This window comes from Carnobacterium alterfunditum DSM 5972, assembly GCF_000744115.1.
In the GTDB taxonomy this organism is placed as follows: Bacteria; Bacillota; Bacilli; order Lactobacillales; family Carnobacteriaceae; genus Carnobacterium_B; species Carnobacterium_B alterfunditum.
Genome location: NZ_JQLG01000004.1, coordinates 1,053,180 through 1,079,029 on the forward strand (window position 1 = coordinate 1,053,180; position 25,850 = coordinate 1,079,029).

At 37.2% G+C, this 25,850-nt stretch carries 25 protein-coding genes, 1 pseudogene and 2 other annotated features; of the genes and pseudogenes, 4 read left to right on the forward strand and 22 right to left on the reverse strand.

Going from position 1 to position 25,850, the window contains the following annotated elements; translation table 11 throughout:
• Nucleotides 1-83: 83 nt before the first annotated feature.
• The 12 genes from rpoC to rpmG all read right to left on the reverse strand — a co-directional run bounded on the left by rpoC (nucleotide 84) and on the right by rpmG (nucleotide 14,069).
• Complete coding sequence (rpoC, locus tag BR50_RS05480; RefSeq protein WP_034546960.1) at nucleotides 84-3,704, reverse strand: DNA-directed RNA polymerase subunit beta'; 3,621 nt, start codon at nucleotides 3,702-3,704, stop codon at nucleotides 84-86.
• A gap of 225 nt (nucleotides 3,705-3,929) precedes the next feature.
• Nucleotides 3,930-7,496, reverse strand: a complete 3,567-nt coding sequence (rpoB, locus tag BR50_RS05485) for a DNA-directed RNA polymerase subunit beta (RefSeq protein WP_034546962.1) — start codon at nucleotides 7,494-7,496, stop codon at nucleotides 3,930-3,932.
• A gap of 271 nt (nucleotides 7,497-7,767) precedes the next feature.
• Entirely contained in the window at nucleotides 7,768-8,382 is a 615-nt protein-coding gene (locus tag BR50_RS05490) for a class I SAM-dependent methyltransferase (protein WP_034546964.1), read from the reverse strand.
• A 123-nt stretch (nucleotides 8,383-8,505) separates the two neighbouring features.
• A complete protein-coding gene (gene rplL / locus BR50_RS05495; RefSeq protein ID WP_034546966.1) occupies nucleotides 8,506-8,868 on the reverse strand; it encodes a 50S ribosomal protein L7/L12 in 363 nt (120 codons plus the stop codon).
• A 71-nt stretch (nucleotides 8,869-8,939) separates the two neighbouring features.
• Nucleotides 8,940-9,440 (reverse strand): 50S ribosomal protein L10, encoded by a 501-nt coding sequence (rplJ, locus tag BR50_RS05500; protein WP_034546967.1) that lies wholly within the window; start codon nucleotides 9,438-9,440, stop codon nucleotides 8,940-8,942.
• Between the two features lie 59 nt (nucleotides 9,441-9,499).
• Nucleotides 9,500-9,628, reverse strand: a sequence feature (ribosomal protein L10 leader region).
• A gap of 48 nt (nucleotides 9,629-9,676) precedes the next feature.
• Nucleotides 9,677-10,369: a 50S ribosomal protein L1 gene (rplA, locus tag BR50_RS05505; protein WP_034546969.1), complete on the reverse strand. Its 693-nt coding sequence runs from the start codon at nucleotides 10,367-10,369 to the stop codon at nucleotides 9,677-9,679.
• A 96-nt stretch (nucleotides 10,370-10,465) separates the two neighbouring features.
• Nucleotides 10,466-10,891, reverse strand: coding sequence for a 50S ribosomal protein L11 (gene rplK / locus BR50_RS05510; RefSeq protein WP_034546971.1), 426 nt, complete (start codon nucleotides 10,889-10,891; stop codon nucleotides 10,466-10,468).
• Nucleotides 10,892-11,012: 121 nt separating this feature from the next.
• A complete protein-coding gene (locus BR50_RS05515) occupies nucleotides 11,013-11,516 on the reverse strand; it encodes a hypothetical protein (protein ID WP_034546973.1) in 504 nt (167 codons plus the stop codon).
• 222 nt (nucleotides 11,517-11,738) lie between these two features.
• The gene (locus BR50_RS05520) at nucleotides 11,739-12,635 is read right to left on the reverse strand and encodes a glycine betaine ABC transporter substrate-binding protein (protein ID WP_245792752.1); all 897 of its coding nucleotides are present in this window, start codon (nucleotides 12,633-12,635) and stop codon (nucleotides 11,739-11,741) included.
• A gap of 335 nt (nucleotides 12,636-12,970) precedes the next feature.
• Complete coding sequence (gene nusG, locus BR50_RS05525) at nucleotides 12,971-13,519, reverse strand: transcription termination/antitermination protein NusG (RefSeq protein ID WP_034546974.1); 549 nt, start codon at nucleotides 13,517-13,519, stop codon at nucleotides 12,971-12,973.
• A gap of 180 nt (nucleotides 13,520-13,699) precedes the next feature.
• Entirely contained in the window at nucleotides 13,700-13,879 is a 180-nt protein-coding gene (secE, locus tag BR50_RS05530) for a preprotein translocase subunit SecE (RefSeq protein ID WP_034546977.1), read from the reverse strand.
• 37 nt (nucleotides 13,880-13,916) lie between these two features.
• The gene (gene rpmG, locus BR50_RS12575) at nucleotides 13,917-14,069 is read right to left on the reverse strand and encodes a 50S ribosomal protein L33 (protein WP_074200257.1); all 153 of its coding nucleotides are present in this window, start codon (nucleotides 14,067-14,069) and stop codon (nucleotides 13,917-13,919) included.
• A 199-nt stretch (nucleotides 14,070-14,268) separates the two neighbouring features.
• Between rpmG and BR50_RS12900 the strand changes: the two genes are divergently transcribed.
• The 4 genes and pseudogenes from BR50_RS12900 (at nucleotide 14,269) to BR50_RS05545 (ending at nucleotide 16,900) form a co-directional block, all read left to right on the forward strand.
• On the forward strand, nucleotides 14,269-14,565 hold the full coding sequence (locus BR50_RS12900; RefSeq protein ID WP_211249823.1) for a hypothetical protein: 297 nt from the start codon (nucleotides 14,269-14,271) through the stop codon (nucleotides 14,563-14,565).
• 88 nt (nucleotides 14,566-14,653) lie between these two features.
• The gene (locus tag BR50_RS12905; RefSeq protein ID WP_211249824.1) at nucleotides 14,654-14,998 is read left to right on the forward strand and encodes a DDE-type integrase/transposase/recombinase; all 345 of its coding nucleotides are present in this window, start codon (nucleotides 14,654-14,656) and stop codon (nucleotides 14,996-14,998) included.
• A 411-nt stretch (nucleotides 14,999-15,409) separates the two neighbouring features.
• Nucleotides 15,410-15,868, forward strand: a pseudogene (locus tag BR50_RS05540) (Gx transporter family protein); the annotation flags it as partial.
• A gap of 51 nt (nucleotides 15,869-15,919) precedes the next feature.
• The gene (locus BR50_RS05545; RefSeq protein WP_034546978.1) at nucleotides 15,920-16,900 is read left to right on the forward strand and encodes a polyprenyl synthetase family protein; all 981 of its coding nucleotides are present in this window, start codon (nucleotides 15,920-15,922) and stop codon (nucleotides 16,898-16,900) included.
• A gap of 173 nt (nucleotides 16,901-17,073) precedes the next feature.
• Here BR50_RS05545 and BR50_RS05550 read toward each other — a convergent pair whose 3' ends face one another.
• The 10 genes from BR50_RS05550 to BR50_RS05595 form a co-directional block, all read right to left on the reverse strand.
• Nucleotides 17,074-17,673: a sigma-70 family RNA polymerase sigma factor gene (locus BR50_RS05550; protein WP_034546980.1), complete on the reverse strand. Its 600-nt coding sequence runs from the start codon at nucleotides 17,671-17,673 to the stop codon at nucleotides 17,074-17,076.
• Between the two features lie 106 nt (nucleotides 17,674-17,779).
• The gene (locus tag BR50_RS05555; RefSeq protein ID WP_034546982.1) at nucleotides 17,780-18,304 is read right to left on the reverse strand and encodes an NYN domain-containing protein; all 525 of its coding nucleotides are present in this window, start codon (nucleotides 18,302-18,304) and stop codon (nucleotides 17,780-17,782) included.
• Nucleotides 18,305-18,339: 35 nt separating this feature from the next.
• Nucleotides 18,340-19,197 (reverse strand): 23S rRNA (guanosine(2251)-2'-O)-methyltransferase RlmB, encoded by an 858-nt coding sequence (rlmB, locus tag BR50_RS05560; protein ID WP_081884483.1) that lies wholly within the window; start codon nucleotides 19,195-19,197, stop codon nucleotides 18,340-18,342.
• Nucleotides 19,184-19,597: a Mini-ribonuclease 3 gene (locus tag BR50_RS05565; protein ID WP_034546984.1), complete on the reverse strand. Its 414-nt coding sequence runs from the start codon at nucleotides 19,595-19,597 to the stop codon at nucleotides 19,184-19,186. Before BR50_RS05565 ends, rlmB begins: the two co-directional genes overlap by 14 nt.
• Before the next feature lie 4 nt (nucleotides 19,598-19,601).
• Nucleotides 19,602-21,011 (reverse strand): cysteine--tRNA ligase, encoded by a 1,410-nt coding sequence (cysS, locus tag BR50_RS05570; RefSeq protein WP_034546986.1) that lies wholly within the window; start codon nucleotides 21,009-21,011, stop codon nucleotides 19,602-19,604.
• 36 nt (nucleotides 21,012-21,047) lie between these two features.
• A complete protein-coding gene (gene epsC, locus BR50_RS05575) occupies nucleotides 21,048-21,572 on the reverse strand; it encodes a serine O-acetyltransferase EpsC (protein WP_034546988.1) in 525 nt (174 codons plus the stop codon).
• A gap of 69 nt (nucleotides 21,573-21,641) precedes the next feature.
• Nucleotides 21,642-21,865, reverse strand: a binding site (T-box leader).
• 37 nt (nucleotides 21,866-21,902) lie between these two features.
• A complete protein-coding gene (gene gltX, locus BR50_RS05580) occupies nucleotides 21,903-23,372 on the reverse strand; it encodes a glutamate--tRNA ligase (RefSeq protein WP_034546991.1) in 1,470 nt (489 codons plus the stop codon).
• Nucleotides 23,373-23,430: 58 nt separating this feature from the next.
• Complete coding sequence (ispF, locus tag BR50_RS05585; RefSeq protein ID WP_034546993.1) at nucleotides 23,431-23,928, reverse strand: 2-C-methyl-D-erythritol 2,4-cyclodiphosphate synthase; 498 nt, start codon at nucleotides 23,926-23,928, stop codon at nucleotides 23,431-23,433.
• Nucleotides 23,929-23,943: 15 nt separating this feature from the next.
• Nucleotides 23,944-24,657 (reverse strand): 2-C-methyl-D-erythritol 4-phosphate cytidylyltransferase, encoded by a 714-nt coding sequence (ispD, locus tag BR50_RS05590; RefSeq protein ID WP_034546995.1) that lies wholly within the window; start codon nucleotides 24,655-24,657, stop codon nucleotides 23,944-23,946.
• Between the two features lie 11 nt (nucleotides 24,658-24,668).
• On the reverse strand, nucleotides 24,669-25,781 hold the full coding sequence (locus tag BR50_RS05595) for a PIN/TRAM domain-containing protein (protein WP_034546997.1): 1,113 nt from the start codon (nucleotides 25,779-25,781) through the stop codon (nucleotides 24,669-24,671).
• Nucleotides 25,782-25,850 lie beyond the last annotated feature (69 nt).

Consider the following 25,850-nt stretch of genomic DNA (forward strand, 5'->3'; position numbering starts at 1 on the left):
AAGAAGGGTCTGTCCATCAGTTTCCTGATGAGCAGACCCTTCTTTTTTATTCTCAGCTGATTATGTTTCAGCCTCTTTTGTTGTTATTTAGGTTCGATTTGGTCATTGATGCTGTAAACATTTTCGCTCACAACGCCAACACCTTTAGGTTTCATTTTACGGTATTTAGCCATTCCGGTACCAGCTGGAATAACTTTACCAATGATAACATTTTCTTTCAATCCTAATAACGGATCACGTTTTCCACGAATAGCAGCATCGGTTAGGACACGTGTTGTTTCTTGGAATGACGCAGCAGATAAGAAACTATTTGTTTCAAGGGAAGCTTTCGTAATTCCAAGCAATACAGGACGAGCTGTTGCAGGGATTCCGCCAGCTACCAATGTAGCAATATTTTTATCTGTGTAGTCATGGATATCAATTAATGTACCTGGTAAAATATCTGTTTCACCTGGATCCATTACGCGTACTTTACGCAACATTTGACGAACCATAACTTCGATATGTTTGTCGCCGATTTCTACTCCTTGCATACGGTATACTTTTTGTACTTCGCGTAGCAAGTAGTTCTCAACAGCAAGCACATCACGAACACGTAATAATTCTTTAGGATCAATTGAACCTTGGTCTAATGCTTCACCACGGTGAATAATATCTCCTTCTTCAACATTCATACGTGCAGAAAATGGTACTTGGTAAGAACGAGTATCTGTTTCTCCCTTGATAGTAACTTCTTTAGTACGAGCTGCTGGATTTTCATCGATCGATACGATCGTACCAGTAACTTCACTTATAACAGCTTGACCTTTAGGGTGACGAGCTTCAAAAATTTCTTGGATACGAGGAAGCCCTTGAGTAATATCGGCTCCGGCAACTCCACCTGTATGGAACGTACGCATTGTTAATTGAGTACCAGGTTCTCCAATTGATTGAGCGGCAATTGTTCCAACTGCTTCTCCAACTTCAACTTCAGAACCGGTTGCTAAGTTACGGCCATAACAATGTTTACATACACCATGTTTAGTATTACATGTAAATACGGAACGAATCGTAATTTCTTCGATCCCAACAGCTATTATTTCTCTGGCAATGTCTTCAGTAATGATTTGGTTTTCACCAATAATAACTGTTCCATCTTCAGGGTTAAAGACTGTTTTACGAGTGTAACGTCCTAATAGACGCTCCTCAAGAGGTTCAATAACTTCATTTCCTTCTTTGATCGCACGAATAACTAATCCACGGTCAGAACCACAGTCTGTTTCACGAATGATAACATCTTGTGCAACGTCAACTAAACGACGAGTCAAGTAACCTGAGTCAGCTGTTTTCAAAGCTGTATCGGTCATCCCTTTACGAGCTCCATGGGTAGAGATAAACATTTCTAAAACAGACAAACCTTCACGGAAATTAGACGTAACCGGCAATTCCATGATTTGACCATTCGGTGCAGCCATCAATCCACGCATACCAGCAAGCTGAGTAAAGTTGGAAATATTACCACGGGCACCAGAGTCACTCATCATAAAGATCGGATTAAGGTCATTCAAACTTTCCATTAAGCGGACTTGAATGTTATCTTTTGTTTTGTTCCAGATATCAATAACACGTTCATAACGTTCTTCATCCGTAATCAAACCACGACGGAATTGTTTCGTTACTTTTTCAACTTGTTCATGAGCATTATCTAGAATTTCTTGTTTTTCTTCTAATACTACGATATCGGCAATCCCAACTGTAATACCAGCTTTTGTAGAATATTTGTATCCTAGATCTTTCATTCTGTCTAGCATTTTAGACGTTTCAGTAATTTTGAATCGTTTAAATACTTCAGCAATGATGTTTCCAAGATTTTTCTTCTTGAATGGTTTGATCAATTTTTGAGCTTGAATGTGTTCAAGAATGTTTATACCACCCTCAACAAAATAGCTGTCTGGAGTTTGCACTTCCAAGTTACTTTGTGTTGGTTCATTCATGTAAGGAAATTCAGCTGGCATAATATCGTTAAAAATCAATTTACCAACAGTCGTGATCATTACTTTATCTTTTTGCCATTCAGTGAATGGTTTATTTGGAATGTCAGTTGGTTTGATTGCGATTCTAGAGTGTAAATGAACGTAACCGCTTTGGTAAGCAAGCATTGCTTCATTCAAACTACTAAATTGCATTCCTTCGCCTTCGCGTCCTTCTTCTTCCATAGTTAGGTAATAGTTCCCTAAGACCATATCTTGAGAAGGTGTTACAACTGGTTTACCATCTTTTGGATTTAAGATGTTTTGAGCAGCCAGCATCAACATACGAGCTTCAGCTTGTGCTTCATCACTTAATGGTACATGGACAGCCATTTGGTCACCATCGAAATCGGCATTGTACGCTTCACATACTAATGGGTGAAGGCGAATAGCTTTACCTTCAACAAGAATAGGTTCAAATGCTTGGATCCCTAGTCTGTGTAAAGTTGGTGCCCGGTTCAATAGAACTGGATGTTCACGGATAACTTCTTCTAAAACTGGCCAGATAGCATCATCTTGACGATCGATTTTACGTTTAGCATTTTTTATATTGCTTGCAATATCGCGTGAAACTAATTCTTTCATTACAAAAGGTTTGAACAATTCGATAGCCATTTCTTTCGGTAAGCCGCATTGGTACATTTTCAAGAAAGGTCCAACAACGATAACGGAACGTCCTGAGTAATCGACACGTTTACCTAACAAGTTTTGACGGAAACGTCCTTGTTTCCCTTTAAGCATATGTGACAATGATTTTAATGGGCGGTTACCTGGTCCAGTAACTGGACGACCGCGACGACCATTATCGATCAAAGCATCAACAGCTTCTTGCAACATACGTTTTTCATTTTGCACGATAATATTAGGTGCATTTAAATCTAATAAACGTTTCAAACGATTATTACGGTTGATAACACGACGGTACAAATCATTTAAATCACTTGTAGCAAAACGTCCACCTTCTAATTGAACCATTGGACGAATTTCTGGCGGGATGATCGGAATAACATCCATTACCATCCATGATGGGTGGTTTCCAGAATTACGGAATGCTTCTAAGATGTCTAAACGACGAATAGCACGTGTCCGCTTTTGACCTGTAGTTGTTTTTAAAATTTCTTTTAATTCTTCAACTTCTTGATCCAATTTAACATCATTTAAGAGTTGTTTGACCGCTTCTGCTCCCATTTCAGCTTGGAAATCATTGCCGTATTGTTGGCGTTTTTCACGGTATTCTCTTTCAGTTAATAATTGTTTCTTTTCTAGTGAAGTACTTCCTGGTTCGATGACCACATAAGAAGCAAAGTAAATGATTTCTTCAAGAGCACGTGGACTCATATCTAATACAAGACCCATACGACTTGGAATACCTTTAAAGTACCAAATATGAGAAACAGGTGCTGCTAATTCAATATGACCCATACGTTCACGACGAACTTTTGAGCGTGTAACTTCTACTCCACAACGGTCACAAACAATTCCTTTATAACGGATACGTTTGTATTTTCCACAAGAACATTCCCAGTCTTTAGAAGGTCCAAAAATACGTTCACAGAACAAACCATCACGTTCAGGTTTTAAAGTACGGTAGTTAATGGTTTCTGGTTTTTTCACTTCACCATATGACCAACTACGGATTTTATCTGGAGAAGCCAAACCAATTTGCATGCTTTCAAAATTATTAACGTCTATCAAGGGGCTAACCTCCCTTTATTTTGTTGAGCTGCCCTACCTGCTCTATTTTTTTATTTATAGATAGTGGTGTCTATCTTTCGTTCAAATTCGTCTATCACATGGAATCTTTTACGTTTACTGTTAAGAAACAGCAACATTTTTTCATAGCTGTAACACTTTTAAAGGAATCCTCGAAAAACTGCTTAAGTATGTTTCAACTTAAGAGCCATTCGAGTTCTGCCTATATTAGTCTTCTTTTGATCTTTCTTGTTCAGCTGCTTCAGCGCGAATCTTTTCTTGCTCTTCAGCGTATTTGTTTAATGCATCTGGATTCACAATGTCATCATCGTCATCCATATCGCGTAATTCAATCAATTCATCATTTTCGTTTAACACTTTCATGTCTAAACCTAATGATTGCAATTCTTTTACTAATACGCGGAATGATTCTGGAACACCTGGTTTTGGAATTTTTTCGCCTTTAACAATTGCTTCATAAGTTTTCACACGACCAACAACATCATCGGATTTGTAAGTTAAGATTTCTTGTAACGTATAAGCTGCCCCATATGCTTCAAGAGCCCAAACTTCCATTTCTCCAAAACGTTGTCCCCCGAATTGAGCTTTACCACCCAATGGTTGTTGTGTAACTAATGAGTACGGTCCGGTTGAACGAGCATGTAACTTATCATCAACCATGTGGGCCAATTTGATCATGTACATGACACCAACAGAAATGCGGTTGTCGAAAGGTTCTCCTGTGCGTCCATCGTATAATACGGTCTTAGCATCAGCAGCCATTCCAGCTTCTTTAACAGTTTCCCATACATCTTCATCTGACGCTCCGTCAAATACCGGTGTTGCAATATGGATACCTAATTGACGAGCAGCCATCCCGATATGCAATTCTAATACTTGTCCAATATTCATACGTGATGGTACCCCTAATGGGTTCAACATAACGTCAACTGGTGTTCCGTCAGGCATAAATGGCATATCTTCTTCCGGCATGATCAAAGAGACAACCCCTTTGTTACCATGACGTCCGGCCATTTTATCCCCTTCGTTGATTTTACGTTTTTGAACAATATACACACGTGCTAACATATTTACACCTGGTGATAATTCATCTCCAGCTTCGCGTGTAAAGATCTTAACATCATGAACTGTTCCGCCACCACCATGTGGTACACGAAGAGAAGTATCTCTGACTTCACGAGCTTTTTCACCAAAAATAGCATGCAATAGACGTTCTTCAGCGGATAATTCTGTTACCCCTTTAGGAGTCACTTTACCAACTAACAAGTCGCCATCTTTGACTTCAGCACCAATGCGAATAATTCCCATTTCGTCTAAATCTTTCAAAGCGTCGTCTCCAACGTTTGGAAGTTCACGAGTAATTTCTTCAGGCCCAAGCTTTGTATCACGTGCTTCTGATTCAAATTCTTCAATATGAATAGAAGTGTATACATCATCTTTGACTAGACGTTCGCTCATGATAATAGCATCTTCATAGTTGTACCCTTCCCATGTCATGAAGGCTACTAATGGGTTTTGGCCTAATGCCATTTCCCCATTTTCCATAGAAGAACCATCTGCTAAGATCTCACCTTTGTCAACACGGTCGCCTTTTTCTACGATTGGGCGTTGGTTGTAGCAAGTACCTGAATTTGAACGACGGAATTTTGTTAACGCGTATTTGTTCAAAGCGCCGTTTTCTTGACGTACACGGATTTGATCTGCGTCTACATATTCAACAATACCATCATTTTTACAAATCATTGCAGCTCCAGAATCTCGAGCAGCTACGTGTTCCATACCGGTTCCGACAAGCGGACCTTCAGGATGGATCAACGGAACAGCTTGACGTTGCATATTTGCTCCCATAAGGGCACGGTTACTATCATCATTTTCTAAGAAAGGAATACAAGCTGTTGCAACTGCGACTACTTGTTTAGGAGAAACATCCATGTAGTCTACACGACTAATAGGGACTTCTAAGTTTTCTTCCACGTAACGAGCAAGTACGATATCACTTGCGAATGTGCCATCTTCATTTAACGGAGCATTTGCTTGAGCAACAACATAGTTATCTTCTTCATCAGCTGTTAGGTAATCGATATGATCCGTAACAAGACCTGTTTCGCGGTTGACCCGACGATAAGGTGTTTCAATGAAGCCAAATTTATTTACTTTAGCGTAGCTTGATAGACTATTGATCAATCCAATATTTGGACCTTCTGGTGTTTCGATCGGACACATACGGCCATAATGGGAATAATGCACATCTCGAACTTCATATCCAGCACGGTCTCTAGTTAAACCACCAGGTCCTAATGCAGATAGACGTCGTTTATGAGTCAATTCACCTAATGGATTTGTTTGGTCCATGAATTGTGACAATTGAGAAGAACCAAAAAATTCTTTGATGGATGCCACGACTGGACGAATATTGATCAATTGTTGTGGTGTTACTGTAGCCATATCTTGAATAGACATACGTTCACGAACCACACGCTCCATACGAGACAAACCAATACGGAATTGATTTTGCAACAATTCACCTACTGAACGAATACGACGGTTTCCTAAGTGGTCAATATCGTCTACGTTACCGATACCTTCTTGTAAGTTAAAGAAATAACTCATAGAAGCTAATATATCAGCTGGTGTTGCATTTTTAGTTTCATCTGCGATTATTTTATTCCCAAGCATATTTATGACTCGTTCTGGGTCTCTTTGAGAAAAGACCTTTACAGATTGTAATTCTACAGGTTCTGGAACGACGCTGTCTTCTGATGGGTAATAAGTCACGCTGTTTAAACCAGCATTCAAATAAGGTGTTAATTTATCGATTTGATCGCGGTCTAAGAACGTACCTGATTCAACAATAATTTCTCCCGTTTCAGGATCAACTAAAGTTTCAGCTAAGGTTTGATTGAACAATCGAGTTGCTAAGTTTAATTTTTTATTTACTTTATAACGACCAACATTTGCTAAGTCGTAACGTTTTGGATCAAAAAAGCGAGCTGTCAACAAGCTTCTTGAGCTGTCAGCTGTTTTGGGTTCACCTGGACGAAGACGTTCATAAACATCTTTCAAGGCTTCTTCTGTACGAGAATCACTAGCATTCTTGTGCAAATCTTTTTCCATTGTTAAACGAAGACTTTCGTTGTCTCCAAAGATTTCAAAAATTTGATCATCAGATCCAAATCCTAATGCACGAACCAATACAGTCAATGGTATTTTACGTGTACGGTCAATACGAACATAAGAAAGGTCTTTTGCATCAGTTTCAAATTCAAGCCATGCTCCACGGTTTGGGATAAGTGTTGAGCCAAATCCTTCTTTACCATTTTTATCTAATTTACCATGGAAATAAACACCTGGAGAACGAACTAGTTGAGAAACGATTACTCGTTCTGCTCCGTTGATAACAAATGTACCCATTTCTGTCATTAATGGGAAATCGCCAAAGAATACTTCTTGTTCTTTAACTTCTCCACTTTCTTTGTTAATTAAACGTAACTTAACATAAATTGGAGCTGAATAGTTTGCATCATGTGAGCGAGCTTCTTCAACGGTGTATTTAGGTTCTTGTAACTGGTAATCAGTAAATTCTAATGATAAATTTCCAGCAAAGTCATCAATTGGAGAAATATCTTTAAACATTTCACGCAATCCTTCATCTAAGAACCATTGGTAAGAATTAGTTTGAATTTCAATTAAATTTGGAAGTTCTAAAACCTCGTGGATACGTGAAAAACTTCTGCGTGTACGGTGCTTACCGTAATTTATTAAATGGCCTGCCAACCTATTCACCCCTCAAACTGTTTTTAGTGCGATCATTTTAAGCAAATCGTTATATTTCATTCCTGTTACTTTTGTTAAAAATGAATAACAAGCTGAATATTTACCTATTTTTTGACAAAAAAAAACCAAAAGATTCGTGAACTTTAAAAAAAATCCATTTTCTTTTGTTTTCTTCTTTAAAAATCTACTCTGGACAATATTTCAGAGCAAATTTTCTTCTTTAAGACACACTATATGCATTAGATAATTTTACAGCATGCTCCTACTTAAGTCAAGCATTTTTCGCTTTAAAGCTTTGAATGATCCAATATCCTTTATCTTTAACGATTACTTGAGCATTGCCGAAAGTTTCTTCCATTTTCGCTTTCGCACTTGGTGCACCTTGTTTTTTTTGAATAACGATTGTTAATGTTCCACCATTTTTAAGAAGATCAAAAGCGCCCGTTAAAACACCATGTACGACTTTTTTTCCAGCACGAATAGGAGGATTGCTGACAATTGCCGCAAACTCTTTACCTTCAACCGATTCATAAATATCTGAAGTGTGGATCAACACATTTGATAATCGATTATTGGATGCATTCTGCTTAGCTAATCCCAATGCTCGTTCATTGATATCGACCATTTCTACTTTGCGTTCCGAATCTTCTTTCGCCAATGCTAATCCCATCGGACCATAGCCGCATCCAACATCTAATATATCTCCAGGGATCATTTCTGAAAAATCAAGCGTTTCAATCAATAAACGAGAACCAAAATCAACTGTTTTTTTGGAAAACACTCCTGCGTCAGTAACGAATTTAAATTCACGTCCACGTAAGGTATATGTCCAAGCAGCTGTTTCACTCACGGTATTTGGATTATTAGTAAAATAATGATCTGACATACTAGTTCCTCCTTGATTTAGTTCGTTTTTTTATAACTCACTTTTATTTTAAACAATTTCAATAAAGATAAAAAAGACACGCAGCGAACTGCGTGTCTTTTTCAAAAGCTTAGTAGAGTTAAATTATTTAACTTCTACAGATGCTCCAGCTGCTTCTAAAGCTTCTTTCAATGCTTCAGCATCTTCTTTAGAAATGTTTTCTTTGATTGCTGTTGGTGCTCCGTCAACTAATCCTTTAGCTTCTTTCAAGCCAAGGCCTGTAGCTTCACGTACAGCTTTGATAACTTTAATTTTTGCGTCTCCAGCAGAAGTTAATTCTACTGTAAATTCAGTTTGTTCAACTGCTTCTGCTGCTGCTCCAGCTGCTGCTACAGGAGCTGCTGCTGTTACACCAAATTCTTCTTCGATTGCTTTTACTAAGTCGTTTAATTCTAAAATCGTTGATTCTTTCAAGTCAGCAACGATTTGTTCAATGTTTAATGCCATTGTTGGTTTCCTCCATTATTGTTTAGTTTTTTTGTTCTAACTTACTTTTTTCTCAAAAGAAGAATGCTTGATTAAGCTACTTCTTCTTTTGATTCTGCAACTGCTTTGATAGCAAGTGCAGTATTGCGAACTGGTGCTTGAAGTACAGATAGCAACATTGACAACAAACCATCGCGGTCTGGTAGTCTTGCAAGAGAATTCATTTCTTCAGCTGAAGAAACACGTCCTTCAATTACGCCGCCTTTGATTTCTAATGCTACTGCTGTTTTAGCAAATTCAGCGATAATTTTTGCAGGTGCTACAACGTCATCATTACTAAACGCAACTGCTGTAGGTCCTTTGAAAACATCGTCCATTCCTTGTAAACCTGCTGCTTCTGCTGCACGGCTTAATACTGAATTTTTGATAACTTTCATTTGGATTCCTGCATCACGTAATTGCTTACGTAAATTAGTCACTTCTTCAACAGTTAATCCACGGTAGTCTACTACAACTACTGAAGCTGCTTCTTTAAATTTAGTTGATGCTAAATCAACTAGTTCTTGTTTTTTTGCGATTGCTGCTTGACTCATTAATTTTTCACCTCCTAATCGATTGGCTAGAATTTTTTGTCTTAAGAACAATAAAAGCTCAATAAATACAAAAAACTCTATGTCACCTTAGACATAGAGGGATAATTATATGTTTTCACATATTCATCCTCGGTAGGGAATTAAGGCATCAAGCCACCTACTGTCTTCGGTAATATTTCTTAACCTAGACGATTTTAACAATTTCGATCGTCTAGGTCAAGACTTTTACTAGTTATTTATTTAAACGTTCCTGCATCAACTTTAACACCAGGTCCAAAAGTAGTGGTTACTGTAATGTTTTTGATGTATTCGCCTTTTGCAGTTGAAGGTTTAACTCTCAATATTGTATCATTGATTGTTTTGAAGTTTTCAACTAATTTAGCATTGTCAAATGATACTTTACCGATTGGAGCATGAACATTCCCTGCTTTGTCAACACGGTAAGTTACTTTACCAGCTTTAATTTCATTGATAGCTTTAGTAACATCCATTGTAACAGTACCTGTTTTAGGGTTAGGCATTAGGCCTTTAGGTCCTAAGACACGTCCAAGACGACCAACTTCAGCCATCATATCTGGTGTTGCTACAACAACGTCGAAATCAAACCATCCGCCATTGATTTTTTGAACTAATTCAGCTTCTCCTACATAATCTGCTCCTGCAGCTTCAGCTTCTTTAGCTTTTTCACCTTTAGCAAATACTAATACTTTTTGAGTTTTCCCTGTTCCGTTTGGAAGAACAACTGCTCCACGAATTTGTTGGTCAGCTTTCTTAGGGTCAACGCCAAGTCTATAAGCAACTTCTACAGTTGCGTCAAATTTAGCATAGTCAACATCTTTAACTAATGCTACAGCTTCTTCTAAAGAATAAGCTTTTAAAACATCAACTTTTTCAGCTGCTGCTGAATATTGTTTACTTTTTTTAGCCATAATTTTTTCCTCCTTGATTGTGGTTATAACGGTTTTACCTCCCACTTATTCCTTATGCAATTAAGCATAAGGGATACTGAGAAGCGGAATACAGAATTAACCTTCTACAGTGAATCCCATGCTTCTTGCAGTACCTTCGATCATTAACATAGCAGAATCAACATCTGATGCATTTAAATCAGCCATTTTTGTTTCTGCAATTTCTCTAACTTGGTCGCGAGTTACTTTTGCAACTTTTTTAGTGTTTGGTTCACCAGAACCAGATTCAACACCAGCAGCTTTTTTAAGTAAAACAGCAGCAGGTGGAGTTTTTGTGATAAATGTAAATGAACGATCTTCATATACAGAAATAACAACGGGAGTGATTATTCCGTTTTGATCAGCAGTACGAGCGTTGAATTCTTTACAGAATCCCATAATGTTGATTTGTGCTTGCCCTAAAGCTGGACCTACCGGTGGAGCTGGAGTTGCTTTCCCTGCAGGAATTTGTAATTTAACTAACTTAACTACTTTTTTAGCCACGAAACATACCTCCTTGATTGAGTCCGTGATGTGGTTAATGGGGTTAATATTTCCCCTCCCACATTTGACACATACGTAAAACGTACCAGAAAACTATACCACTCAAAAATCTGTTTTGCAACTATTTTCTGAACTTATTTGTTTTTTTCATTTGAGAACGGTAAACAGCTGTTTCCTTTTCTATATCTGGTAGCACGTCAGATTTATCTTCAATCAAATCTGGAGCACCTTTTTTCTTTTTCTTCTTAGTACGAGAATAGATACTATAGATGATTCCCATAATAAGAGCATATATAGAAAAAATGACAATAAATCCCCACAGACCCATTACGGCATCCGCAAATTCCATATTGCCTCGATTCGTGATTGCCTGCTGGATCTCAATGGCAAAAACCAACACCGTCAGCATCGTAAAAGTAAAGATAAACGAAAGAATCGTTGCACTAAATTTCCATTTTTCGATGATCTTAAATACAACGTAAACAACTAAGAAGAGAATGATGCCAATCGTGCCGATAACCCAAAAATGCAAATCTTTATCCGTCATACTCGACCCAAATATTCGATTAAGAACGTCATGGATCTCATTTACAATAGTTGCGAGCAATAGGATAAGTTCTTTCATTACTATTCACCTGCTCATTTTATTTTATTATATTATATTATACCATAGGTTTAGTGTCTAATTGCCTCTAGTCTAGTTTCATGACTGCCTATTTCAAAACAGATTTATAACATAGAGAATCAGACTGTAAATAAAAGCACCAAGTAATAAGCCTAGCCGCATTGCTTTCGATGAAGAAAAAGCCAGACCGCTTTATTAAGCAGACCTGACCTTGCTGTTCTCTTATTCTTTTAGTTCTAAATCTTCAATAGAATCAATATCCATATAGGCCGGAACAACAAATCCCGTTCTTGTCCCTGTTAAGTTTTCACCCAGGTCAACAATCTCATCTTTATTTTTTTCATAAAAAGAAGCATGTGTTGTTGGTAACCATGGTGAAAGAGATGCATCTGCTTCCCCGTTCGCAATCGCTTCAAATAAAAATGCAGGATCAATATCTGTTAGTGTCACTTCATAACCTTGTTGCTCTAATACGCTTTTCATCACTGTACTAGAAGCTTTTTCGGTACCCCACTGTGTCGACACAATTTCAATTTCTTCTCCATCCACTTGTTCAGTACCCTCTAACCATACATCCACTTGTTCTTGATTTGCTTCTACCCAATTCGTCGATGCTTCTTCAAAAGAACTGCCTTGCGCTTCAAGCATTACAGCTTCCATGTCTGCTACTTCCCAATGAAAAGTATCAAGAATTTGATAGGCATCAGGATTTTCCTCTTCGAATCCCAATCTTGCAATAGTATGGATGCTCTCGACCTCACCCATGGTTCCTTTTGGATCTTCCAAATATTTTAAATCATATTCTGAAAACATCCAGTGCGGGGTCCATCCTGTTACAACTATAGGTTCTTCATTTTCGATTGCTTGGTCTAGCATCGTCAACATACCTCCAGTTGAACTTTCCTCAAGTTCCCAACCTGCCAAGTTTTCATACTCATCTACCGTTTGATGGGCTAAGCCAGTTACTCCCGCTCCAGGTTCAATACCTGTAATAGTGTAGTTCAGCTGCTCGCTTATACTCTCATTCGATCCATTTTCTGTCGCTTCACCATTGCCACACCCTGTTAAAATTAACGCAGCAGATACTCCAAAAGTCATTCCAACAAATCTCATGTTCATCTTTTTTCCTCCATTTATATTAAAAAGCATTCCACTTTTTTTATTCGGCTAATTTTTAGTCCTTGTTCAACTCTGATTTCCGATAACCAAATATACAGCCAGCATGCTGCCGTTTCCCAGAAATCAGTTAACCTCCAGATCAAAAAAACCGATTTCCCGCTAACTTGTTTATATTATTATGTTGAAGCCTCCTCTTTCGAGAGTATGTTATCGCTTTTTTAATAGCCGCTAACAAGCTTACCATGTATCGTTTTTAGATTCAAATTCACTAAAAAAAGAGACCAGGACAAGTGTCCTGATCTCTTTTTAGGCTGTACTTTACAGTGGATAGTGTTTTACAATTTATCTACTTGTTCAAAATCTAATTCTGTACTTGTTTCACGACCAAACATTTCAACATTAACTTTAAGTTTTGCTTTTTCCATTTCAATCTCGGTGATTTTACCCGTAAGGCCATTAAATGCCCCTTCAATGATCGTAATTGTTTCGCCAACTTCAAAGTTGATTTCTTGATGACGAGCACTTAAACCAATACGACGTAAAATGACTTCTATTTCTGAATCTAAAAGCGGTGCTGGTTTGCTTCCCGCTCCATGTGATCCAACAAATCCTGTTACACCAGGTGTGTTACGAACAACATACCAAGAATCATCAGACATGATCATTTCAACTAGAACATATCCAGGAAACGTTTTTTTCATATTGATTTTTTCTTTACCATTTTTCACTTCTTTTTCTTCTTCTTCAGGAATAACTACACGGAAAATGTAATCCCCCATACCCATACTACTTGCTCTAGATTCGATATTTTGCTTAACTTTATTTTCATAACCAGAATATGTGTGTAAGACATACCACTGTTTTGCACTTTCTATTTCTTCCACGTGTATCACTCCTATTCGTTATTTATTAACCGTTTATTTTTAATATTGGCTAGTCGACTTTTTCTACAACATACAAAAAAACCTTCATTTACTCTTAAAGAAGGTTCTGTGCATTTATTAATATAATCATTATACCATTACGTAAAGCTTCACGCTAGTGGTTTTTCTGTTCCAAACATCTTATAAAATCAAATCTAAGATCGCATCGATTCCAAAGTCAACAACCATAAAGAAAAGAACAAATAATAGACAGACTAAAAAGACAGTCAATGTATATTTTCTAAGTTCTTTACCTGTAGGCCATGTGACTGCTTTGATTTCTTGACGTACGCCGCCAAAAAAAATTTTTATTTTCTTCATTTTATCCCCTCCAAATTGGTATTGAGACTTCTAATTCTTATTTCGTTTCACGATGTAGTGTATGTTGGTTGCAATATTTACAGAATTTTTTTATTTCTAAACGTTCTGTGCGGCTTCCTTCATTTACTTTTTTAGAGTAATTTCTAGATCCACATACCGAGCAAGCTAAAGATGTTTTTTTACCACTCATTTTTTTCACCTATTCTTTCTATTCTACGGACTAATGACATCTTAATTAATTTACCATCACTTGTGAAACATGTCAATCGCTCTTTCAAAATTCACTTAAACAATATTTAGAGATACAATAGATAGGTTACAAAAAATAGACACAAGAAAGAGACATCCTGTATAATTAATTTACCACAACCAATTAGGAGTATGTCCCTTTGTCTATTATAACAGAAGAAATGCGCGTAAGAAAGAAAATGTGTGAGTTTGCCGTTAAATACGGCGTTACAAAAGCAGCCATTAGATACCAAACCAACCATCAATTTGTGTACCGTCAATTGAAAAAATACGGTGGTACGGTTGAAAGCTTGGCCTTAAGATCAAGAAAACCAAAATCTGCTCATCCAAACGAGCATACGATTGAGGAGATGGCATTGATCAAAAAGAAATACAGCCGTTTTGCCTATGAAGGACTAGTAGAAGTGTATGAAAGAAGGCTATTCAAAAAGCTTTAACGGCATGAAACGTGTGATCAGAAAAGTGATCAAGAAAAAAGAAGCGCCAAAACGAAAATGGAAAAAGAACAATCAATGACCAAAACAAATGAAAACTTATCCAGGAGAATTGGTTCAAGTAGATATAAAATATGTGCCTAATCAATGTATTGGGTTTGACAGTAAAGGCATTAGTTACTATCAAATTACTGCGATCGATACGTTTAGTTCTAAAAGAGTTTTAGTCGTAGTCGATGAAAAGAGTGCCCCTCATACGGCTCTATTCGCGGAAAAATTAGAAGAACGAATGAGATTCAAAATTGACTGTATTCAGACCGATAACAGTTCTGAATTTATGTCTGTTCAACCTAATTCAAAAGGCAAAACTATTTTCCAACTCGTCCTGGATGCTTTTTCAATTCAACACATTCACACCAAGCCCTACTCTCCTTGACAAAAGAGTATCGTCGAACGATCTCATCGCATTCACGGTGAACGCTTCTATAGTCGACAGTTCTTTCAATCAAAAGAAGATCTTATCAAAAAAACACCGTCGTTATGCTAATTGATACAATACTATCGCCAAACAAAAGTATCACTTCTTATCACCAAACCAAGTAGTGGCCCATTATTTTGAACAATCAGCTAAAAACGCTGCAGAATATAAGGTGCAAGCAGGTGAAAAGATTTGACATGGAGCCTCCGGAGTAACCTACCTCGTTAGTGCCGAATTAAGATACAGCATTCCTAATAGGATAATCTCCTTACACTTCATGTCAAATCTTGTAGCCAAAGTAAACTAGATATATTTTGATCCATTAATTGTGCAGTGCTCTGAATGTGTAACCAATGATTGTGTTTTCTAGAAATTGGTATTGCTAACCTCATTACCATTGTTGCTATTTTTACTTTACCACTAAAAGATAGTTTTACCGTGGTATGGATGAGGCTCATTATGGCTACCCTTCTAGGTGGTACATTATCTACCTTTATGTACAGTTCTGCCGGAGCTTTACTCAGTTATGCTGGCATGTTAACAGTGAAGCAACTTGGTCCAAAACGGGTCAGCATTATTGGGATCAGTGCTACAGGAGGAATTTTACACAACGTTGGCCAATTGGCTGTCGCAAGTTGGATCTCTCAGACTTGGACCGTCATGCTCTACTTACCCGTCCTATCCTTCATGGGTATTCTATCTGGCATCGCTATTGGTATTGCCGCTAATTATTTAATGACTCATGTACGAACACTAAAGGATTTCCAAAATCATACTCAGCAACTTGATAAAAAAAAGCGTCGTAATACTACTTATGTAAATTCTTGAAAAGCTACAGCTTATTTGTGCTTAATTTTATGAAACGAAAGGGGAATACATATGAAGATCCATCCTATGTGGGAAGCCTACCCTGAATTACAATCCGAATTGATACAAACCATTGAATTAATAGATTCAAAAATCCATCTACGCAATAAACCAATTGAACATGCTTTAATTGATATGATGCATACTGGTGGAAAACTGGTTCGCCCCGCTTACACTCTACTGTTCTCAACTTTCGGAGAGGATCATGACCCTAGCCGAGCACGCGCTTTAGCCGCTGCGATCGAAGTATTGCATATGGCTACTTTAATTCATGATGATGTCATCGATGATTCGCCTAAACGACGTGGTCAAAAAACGATTCAATCAAAATACGGCAAGGATGTAGCTGTCTATGCTGGTGATTATCTGTTTACTGTTTCATTTAAACTGCTAACGGATTATTCTAACTCCGTGAAGCAAACGCAGATCAACACTAAAGGGATGGAACGAATCCTAATGGGTGAAATCGATCAAATGAATTTAAGGTATCATCAAAAAATAACGGTTCGAAATTATTTGACTCAGATATCTGGAAAAACAGCACAATTATTTGCCTTAGCTTGTTATTCAGGAGCATTGGAAGGCGGACAAAATGAAAGATTCGCTAGAAATTGTTATTATATCGGAAGCCATATTGGAATGGCCTTTCAAATTATGGATGATATCCTAGATTATTCGCAAACAACAGAATCTTTTGGCAAGCCCGTTTTAGAAGATGTGAGACAAGGTATCTATTCTGCCCCTCTTATTTACGCTATGCGGGAAAATTATACTGTTTTCAAAGAATTGCTTGGAAAAAAAGAACAGATGACCAATGAAGACACAGCTAAAGTTCAACAATTAGTGATCGATTTAGGCGGTTTAGATGAAGCTCAGCGATTGGCCGGTAAGTATACCGATAAAGCCTTAAAACCCATCAATCAATTACCAGCTAGTCCAGAAAAAGAGATCATTCGTAAAGTAACAGTATCCTTACTGCAAAGAACGATTTGAGGATTTAATCGATAACAACAAAAAAACAAGAGTGTAGGTTGTAAGCCTAATTCTTGTTTTTTTGTTTTAAAATCTTACGAGAATGGTAGAATTGTCATTTTTTAAAATTTGAACGCGAAAAGAAAACGCTATCATTTTTATCTGCATTAGAATTTTTCAAGATTATAAAATAGTTAATCCTCTAAGACTTGCTTCATTTTACGTTTGCAACGGTCTAACGCATTTTTTATTTGCAGACTATCACATTTTAATTGCTTAGCGATCTCGTCTATTTCCTTGTTTTTTAAGTAGAGCGAAAATACTTGCTGTTCCAAATTTGATAATGTATGGTGATATCCTGCTAACTTTTCTTTAACTTGCAAAATATCTAACGCAGATAGCCCTTCTTTTCCATTCATTATGTAGTGAGGACTCATTCCCTTTTCTAACATGCCGTCTAATGATTCGACGATTTTTTCGATCCGTCTTTTCTTAGCCATATCTTTTCGGATCAAACTAAAAATATGGTGTTTGAAATTCAACTTGTAGAAATTTCCAAACGTGTGCCCCTTGGCTTTGTCGTAAGTCTGAATCGTCTTGTGAAAGACCATTCGTGCTTCTTGCCATAAATCTTCCTTCTCATAGCTTTTAAGGTAGTACTCTTTCGTTAAATTGGTCACTAGCGGATGGTAACGGCTAAATAAAATTTGGAACGGATATCCATCTCCATCCCTAATCATGCGGATCAATTCTTCATCGCTCATAAGAGAGATTGTCTCTTCTTCATCTGCCAAACCTGTTGCCTCCTTCAATGGCTAAACTGTTAAGTTTACATATGATAACGTTAGTTTTTTAGGTTGTCTACCATTCTCGAAAACTCTCAAAAAGCACTAACTTTATTTAATACTTTGTCAACTCATCTCTCAATTTTTCTAACTTATCCATTTGGCGATGCGACCAAGGTGAATTTCTACGATTACTCTGTAAGCGATACTGTTGGGTGTCTGCTTCAATAGCTTTTTTAATGCGTTTGACGTCACTAAAGAGTTCATTAGCTGATTTTCGCAAAGCCCCTTTTTGAAAAACGATCCATTGTTCTGCAAGATCACTTGTTGCGACGGTCACTTGTGTAACTATCGTATTTTCTATTCCAACAACGCGTTCTATATAACTATCCGCAGTTTCTCCTTCTTTCGTGAAAATAACGGTCAATTGATACTTTTGATAAGATTGTTGCAGTCCAGGAACAAATTGGGCGTCAAATACCACATGAATTTTTATGCCTGTATATTTTTGGTAATTCGATAATTCATGCAATAATGAATCTCGTGCATCTTCCATCTTATCTTGATTCTTTAATTTTACTAAGTGTGGCCATGCCCCAATAATATTATATCCATCAACAATCAGCAACTCTTTTCTCATGCTATTTGACCCCCTCTCCGCCTAACTATTTTTAGTTAAATTTTATTTCTTCCACGGTAAACTTCATACATCAATAGACTTGCTGCCACACTAGCGTTCAAGCTTTGAACATGTCCAGTCATTGGTATCGTGACCATGCCATCCATCTGTTCTTTTACTAAACGAGAAATCCCTTTGCCTTCATTGCCCATCACTAGACCAATAGGTAAAGTCGTCTCCCATTGACGGTAATCTTGACCTTCCATGTCTGTTCCATATAACCATAATCCACGTTCTTTTAATTCTTTGATTGTTTGGACTAGATTCGTTACTCGCGCAACCGCTACATGCTCTATTGCTCCTGTTGAAGCTTTAGCAACCGTAGCCGTTAAACCTACAGCTCGTCTTTTTGGAATAATAATGCCATGTGCGCCAATAGCATCTGCTGTTCTCATGATTGAGCCTAGGTTATGCGGATCTTCAACTCCATCTAAAAGAATAAAAAATGGATCTTCATTTTTTTGTGCTGCTATCGCGAATAGATCATCAATTGTTGCATATTGAAAAGCAGAAGCTGCAACAACTACTCCTTGATGATTCATTCCATCGACTAATTGATCTAATTTAGCTTTAGGGACAAGCGAAATTTGAATGCTGCGTTTTTTTGCTAAATTTTGAATTTCTTCCATTTTAGATCCGCTTAAACCTTCTTGTAAAAAGATTTTATTGATGTCCCGCTCTGATTTTAATACTTCAATAGCTGGTAAACGACCTGCTACTAAATCACGATCGGTTTCTTTTTCTTCAGCTGAATCTTCAATTGGCTTAACGAATTTTTTATCTGGCTTTCTTGAAAAATTCCCCTTTTTTGGTTGGCTGTTGCGTTTCCCGAAATTCTTATTATCTCTTGTCATCTTTTGTATCCTCCACTTTTTTAATACACCAATGGATCAATTCTTCCATTCGTTCAGTTTTTTTTGCTAAATGTAAGTAGCCCATCAACGATTCAAATCCAGTGGCTACACGATAGGTTGTAACATCTGCATTTTTTGCTGATGTGTAACTTTTAGAATTTCTGCCTCGTTTGTACATAGTAACTTCTTCTTCTGTCAAAAGTCCTTCTACTGCTAGCATCTCATGCATCAAAAAGCTTTGTGCTTTAGCAGAAACAAAATGTGTAGCCGTTTTGTGTAATTGACTTGGTTTTGTATAGCCCAGTCCTACTAAATAATCACGAATATAGATCTCATATATAGCATCTCCGACGTAAGCTAATGCTAACCCGTTTAATAGTGCCCAATTTTTTTCTATCATGTTGTTATTGCCCTCTTCTCCATCTAGTTCCTTGTGGGGTATCATCTAAAATGATACCTTCTTCTTTTAACTGATCTCTAATTTCATCACTACGTTGAAAATCTTTTGCCGCACGTGCTGCGTTTCTTTCTTCGATCAATTGCTCAACGGTCTCATCCAGCAAAGCTGTTTCCTCAAAAACGATACCAAAAATCCGAATCAATTCTTGGAACTGATCCAACATTGCTTCAAGAACACTTTTAGAAACAATCGACCGCTCACTGTAGATGTTCATTGCTTTAGCCATTTCATAAATTACGGTGATACCGTTGGCCGAGTTGAAGTCATCATCCATCTCTTTAATAAAGTTCTCTTTAAACTGGTTAAACTGATCAAACTGTTCTTGGTCATCTTCTCCTGTTGCTACTGCATCTTTTAAGCGATAGGTCACGTTATCAAAAGCCATTTTTAATTTAGTTAAGTTAGCCCTAGCTTCCTCGATAGTCGTTTCACTATAGCTAATGGGTCTGCGGTATTGAGTTGTTGCCATAAAGAAACGTAAAATTTGAGGATCGACTTTTTTAATAATATCATGAACCAAAACAAAGTTCCCTAACGATTTACTCATCTTCTCATTATCCATTGTGACAAAACCATTATGCATCCAGTAGTGTGCAAATGGATGACCCGTTTTTGCTTCACTTTGGGCAATTTCATTTTCATGGTGCGGAAAGGTCAAATCTTGTCCACCTGCATGAATATCGATCGTGTCGCCCAAGTACTTTGTAGCCATTACGGAACATTCAATATGCCAACCTGGACGTCCTGCACCCCATGGAGACTCCCAGCTGATTTCATCTGCTTTAGCTGATTTCCATAAAGCAAAGTCTAAAGGGTCTTCTTTTTTATTATTTTCTTGGGCATTTAAACGATTACTCGCTCCAACTTCTAATTCATCAATTGAGATATCACTTAATTTACCATAATTCTCAAATTTTCTCGTACGGTAATAAACATCACCATCTACCTCATAAGCATACTCTTTTTTTATCAATACCGCTATAAAATCAATGATTTCAGGTATGTTTTCCATTACCCGTGGATGATGACAGGCTTCTTCTACACCTAATGCATGTGTATCTGCATGATAAGCTTCGATAAATTTATCTGCGACTTCAGGAGCTGTCAAATTCAATTCTTTTGCTGCACGGATAATTTTATCATCTACATCTGTAAAATTCGAGACATAGTTCACGTCATATCCTCGGTACTCCAAATACCGTCTAACCGTATCAAAAGCTACTGTACTACGTGCGTTTCCGATATGAATGTAATTATAGACTGTAGGTCCGCAAACATACATCCTAACCTTGCCTTCTTCAATTGGGATAAACGCTTCTTTTTTTCTAGTTAATGTATTATAGATTTTCAGCATAGCTGCTCTCCTTTTCTATTTAAAGATGGATTTATCCTAAACTTTTTCATTATTTATTCTAACTACTTTAGCAGGGATCCCCACTGCTGTTGAATGAGACGGTATAGATTCTAAAACAACCGCAGATGCTCCTATTTTAGTATGATTCCCTATTGTTATAGGTCCAAGAACTTGTACATGTGCGGACAGTAAAACATCATTTCCAATCGTTGGATGCCGTTTCCCTTTATCTTTACCTGTTCCACCTAATGTAACACCATGAAAAATAACGACATCATCTCCGATACTAGCTGTTTCTCCGATCACAATTCCCATACCGTGATCGATAAATAACCGCTGGCCAATCGTTGCTCCAGGATGGATCTCGATCCCTGTTAAAAATCGAGAAAAATTAGCAATCATACGGCCACTTAAAAATCGATTCCGTTGGTACAAACCATGCGCTAATCGATGAAAAATGATAGCATAAAAACCAGGATATGTTAGTAAGATTTCAGGTGTGCTTTTCACAGAAGGATCGTTTTTTTTAATTGTCTGAATGTCTTCTCTCAATCTCCTCACGGATTATTTCACCTCATTGGATTTTTCTACTGTGTGATTTTTTTGCAAAAAAAAGCAACATCTCTTATATTAAAAGACGCTGCTGCGCGGTTCCACTTTTCTTTATCGCTTGATTTCCAATGGTTCAAATCAGCGACCTTTGACACTATAACGGGTGTTGACCGATAGAAGTCTACTTATATTCAACTCCTTAACTCCGAGATGCACTTCACCCAATCGCTATCATCTGCTTCCACCAATACAGACTCTCTTTAGATTTTAACTGGGCTACTCTTTCTCTTCATCGTCTTTAATTTTATTTAATTTAGTTTTTCAAATTCTGCCAAAATTTTATAATTTTGCTAATGCTGCTTGCAAATGAGCTTGAGCTTTTTCACGACCAAGCAATTCAATTGTTGGCCCAATTTCTGGTCCATGAGATTGTCCAGTCACAGCCACACGAATTGCCATAAACAGATTTTTCCCTTTAATGCCCGTTTCTTTTTGAACCGTTTTAATGGCTTTTTTAATTTCAGCAGCATCGAAAGGTTCAATTTTTTCTAATTGTTTAGAGAAAGCCGTTAGAACTTCTGGTGCTGTTTCGCCTTCTAGAACTTCTTTTGCTACACTATCGATTACTGGTTCTTCGCTGAAAAATAAGCTTGCCAATTCAACGATCTGTGCACCGTAACTCATTTGGTCATGGTATAAACTGATAACTTTTTGGACCCATTCTTTTTTCTCTGAAGACGCATTTTCTTCAACATATCCAGCTTTGACCAAATGTGGATATGCCAAAGCTGTTATAGTTTCTAAATCAGCTTGTTTCATGTATTGATTATTGATCCATTCCAATTTTTTTGCATCAAATGCAGCTGGAGATTTACTTAAACGTTCTGCGTCGAACATTTCAATAAATGTATCATGGTCAAAAATTTCTTCTTCTCCAACTGGAGACCATCCCAACAAGGAAATAAAGTTAAACATAGCTTCAGGCAAGTAGCCCAATTCACGGTATTGCTCGATAAACTGAAGAATATTGCCGTCACGTTTACTTAATTTTTTACCTGTTTCACTATTGATGATCAACGTCATATGGCCAAATTTAGGAGCTTCCCATTCAAATGCTTCATAAATCATTAATTGTTTTGGTGTATTCGCAATATGATCGTCTCCGCGTAAAACATGCGTGATTTCCATAAAATGATCATCTACAACAACTGCAAAGTTATATGTTGGCATACCATCACGCTTGACAATGACAAAATCTCCGCCAACACTTTCTGCTTCAAATGAAATATGGCCTTTTACGAGATCTTCAAAAGTATACGTATTTTCTTTGATGACACGGTAACGAATAACTGGTACAATTCCTGTTGCTTCTTTTTCCATTTTTTCTTTAGCCGTTAAGTGAGAGCATTTCCCACTGTAATGAGGCATTTCTCCTCTAGCTCTTTGTGCTTCACGTTCTTCTTCTACCTCTTCTTCTGAACAGTAGCATTTGTATGCACGATTGCTTAATAATAATTGTTCTACTAATGGATCATAAATATCTCTACGTTCAGATTGACGGTAAGGTCCAAATTCCCCTGGATTATCCGGACTTTCATCCCAATTCATACCTAACCATTTCAAATTTTCTAATTGGCTTTCTTCGCCGCCGTCAATGCTTCGTTTTTGATCAGTGTCTTCAATACGAATGATGAAGTCTCCACCATTGTGTCGTGCATACAAATAATTAAATAATGCTGTACGCGCATTCCCAATATGTAAATATCCTGTTGGGCTTGGCGCATAACGTACACGAATTTTTTTTGTCATAATTATTTCCTCTTTTCTTTTTTATAATATTTTTTAAATTTATTTAAATCCAAGTTGATCAAATAGGTAAAGGCGTTTTCTCTGTTTTTTCTAACAAACAAATAGCCATTGCTGCAATGCCTTCTTTTCGTCCAATAAAACCCATTGTTTCAGATGTTGTCGCTTTTACGTTAACACGTTCGATACTCATTTGACAATCATAAGCTATATTTTTTTGCATTTTTTCTAAATAAGGAGCCATTTTAGGTTTTTCAGCTACAATAGTAGCATCGATATTTCCAATCGTGTAACCTTCTCTTTTCAACATATTCCATACCTTAGTCAGCAATTCTCTTGAATCGGCGTCTTTAAATCGATTATCTTTATCTGAAAAATGGTGTCCTATATCGCCTTTACCAGCGGCTCCTAGAAGGGCATCAATAATAGCATGAAGCAGTACATCAGCATCCGAATGACCCAACAACCCCAATTCAAAAGGGATCTCAACTCCACCAATCACTAAGCGTCTCTCTTCAACGAGTTGATGGACATCATACCCTTGTCCTATCCGCAACATACTCTTGACCTCCTTCTACTTTTTTTGCTGTTCTCTGTGGAGCAAAATGGCTTTTCCAGTTACCATGTCTTCGGGAGTCGTGATTTTTATATTATCATAAGAACCTTCTACTACAAGTATCTCTTTAGCTATTCGTTCAACCAAAGAAGCATCATCTGTTCCTAAAAAATGATCTTTTCTAGCTTTTTCATGTGCTTGAAGAACTATCGAACTTTCAAAAGCCTGTGGAGTTTGGATCTGCCATAATTCACTTCTTGGTAATGTAACCTTAACGGTATGATCAGGATAAACAGCTTTGATCGTATCCTTCGCTGGAACACCTAAAATAGCTGCTCCATTTTTTTGAACTTCTTCAAACAATTGTTGAATTGCTGCTTGTTCAATAAAAGGCCTTGCACCATCATGGATCATAACGATACCCGAATTTTTATTTTTCAGTTTCAATAATCCACTATAAACGCTATGCTGACGTTCCGTTCCACCTATTGCAATAGTGATCATCTTTTCGCTTAACATTTTTTCTTGACGCAATAACTCATTGATCAATTCGACTTCATCTTCTTTTACGACTAAAATAATATGACTGCAATTCTTGTCTTTTAAAAACACACTTAATGGATATTCGATCACAGGCTTATTCAGTAGTGGCAATAAAATTTTATTTTTAGAAGATCTCATGCGTCTTCCGTGACCTGCTGCCAATAATACTAGCTCATAGTCTTTGTTCATCGCACTCACTCCTACTCTTTATCTTTAATACCCTTTTGTGAGTGGACCGGTTTGGCAAATATCATTCGTCCAGCTGCTGTTTGAAGCGCGCTCGTTACCACAACTTCAATTGTTTTATTCATAAAGTGCTGTCCTTCTTCAACAACGATCATTGTTCCGTCATCCAAGTAAGCTACACCTTGACTGCGTTCTGTTCCGGCTTTCACGACCATAACAGTCATGTTTTCTCCAGGAATCACGACCGGTTTCACTGCGTTAGCTAATTCGTTGATATTCAATACCGGTACATTTTGGAATTCACTTACTTTATTTAAATTATAATCATTTGTTACTACAACACCATCTAATAATTTTGCTAATTTAATTAATTTGCTGTCAACTTCTGTAATATCTTCAAAATCGCCATCATACATTTCAACCTTCATATCATCTTCTTTTTGCAAAGCATTTAGTATATCTAATCCTCTGCGACCACGAACGCGTTTTAAACTATCAGAAGAATCAGCAATATATTGTAATTCTTGTAGAACAAAATTAGGGATCAAGATCGTTCCTTCAAGGAAACCCGTTTTAGCAATATCATAAATTCTTCCATCAATAATGACGCTCGTATCTAGTATTTTATATTCACGAAACGTGTCATCTGCTCTGCGCTCTAAAACTTTTCCATCTTCATCTTCGATAGTTCTTTTTGTTTTTTGCTGGAATAACTTGCGCCATTCATCTCGTCGAGTCGTTCCAACACGAAAGCCTAAATAAGCAAAACCAATCACCAGGATGAAAGGTATCACATCACTAATAACAGGAATGCCCATACCAATCAACACAACGCTAATTAGCCACGCTAGAACTAACCCTATGATGGTTCCTAAACTCCCAAATAATAAATAGGTTACACTTTGTTGATTTAAAAAGGCTTCAATTTTTTTAAATATTTGTTCAATGTGAGCCACAGCTAAAAAAGAAATAAATAAAAATATAATTGCACCAATCAGAATATTTGTGACCACATTATTAACATAAAGATTCTCGACACCGGCCATATTCCAGGCGATCGGCATTACACTTGCGCCAATGCTTCCACCGATAAGTATAAATATACCGGTAATAATTTTTTTAACCAAAAGTATTCCTCCTTCATAAATGGTTTTCTTGTCTTAATAACTCAAAAAGAATCCCATTTTATTTTTCCA

Coding starts and splice junctions, on each gene's coding strand:
- secE (WP_034546977.1), bottom strand. CDS start 13,879: ATGAAGAAAATAAAAATTTTTTTTGGCGGCGTACGTCAAGAAATCAAA.
- BR50_RS05490 (WP_034546964.1), bottom strand. CDS start 8,382: ATGTCAGATCATTATTTTACTAATAATCCAAATACCGTGAGTGAAACA.
- ispD (WP_034546995.1), bottom strand. CDS start 24,657: ATGAACAAAGACTATGAGCTAGTATTATTGGCAGCAGGTCACGGAAGA.
- BR50_RS12905 (WP_211249824.1), top strand. CDS start 14,654: ATGAAAACTTATCCAGGAGAATTGGTTCAAGTAGATATAAAATATGTG.
- rpmG (WP_074200257.1), bottom strand. CDS start 14,069: ATGAGTGGTAAAAAAACATCTTTAGCTTGCTCGGTATGTGGATCTAGA.
- BR50_RS05515 (WP_034546973.1), bottom strand. CDS start 11,516: ATGAAAGAACTTATCCTATTGCTCGCAACTATTGTAAATGAGATCCAT.
- BR50_RS05545 (WP_034546978.1), top strand. CDS start 15,920: ATGAAGATCCATCCTATGTGGGAAGCCTACCCTGAATTACAATCCGAA.
- ispF (WP_034546993.1), bottom strand. CDS start 23,928: ATGTTGCGGATAGGACAAGGGTATGATGTCCATCAACTCGTTGAAGAG.
- rlmB (WP_081884483.1), bottom strand. CDS start 19,197: ATGACAAGAGATAATAAGAATTTCGGGAAACGCAACAGCCAACCAAAA.
- rplL (WP_034546966.1), bottom strand. CDS start 8,868: ATGGCATTAAACATTGAACAAATCGTTGCTGACTTGAAAGAATCAACG.
- BR50_RS05555 (WP_034546982.1), bottom strand. CDS start 18,304: ATGAGAAAAGAGTTGCTGATTGTTGATGGATATAATATTATTGGGGCA.
- gltX (WP_034546991.1), bottom strand. CDS start 23,372: ATGACAAAAAAAATTCGTGTACGTTATGCGCCAAGCCCAACAGGATAT.
- rplJ (WP_034546967.1), bottom strand. CDS start 9,440: ATGAGTCAAGCAGCAATCGCAAAAAAACAAGAACTAGTTGATTTAGCA.
- rplA (WP_034546969.1), bottom strand. CDS start 10,369: ATGGCTAAAAAAAGTAAACAATATTCAGCAGCAGCTGAAAAAGTTGAT.
- BR50_RS05565 (WP_034546984.1), bottom strand. CDS start 19,597: ATGATAGAAAAAAATTGGGCACTATTAAACGGGTTAGCATTAGCTTAC.
- BR50_RS05520 (WP_245792752.1), bottom strand. CDS start 12,635: ATGAACATGAGATTTGTTGGAATGACTTTTGGAGTATCTGCTGCGTTA.
- cysS (WP_034546986.1), bottom strand. CDS start 21,011: ATGCTGAAAATCTATAATACATTAACTAGAAAAAAAGAAGCGTTTATC.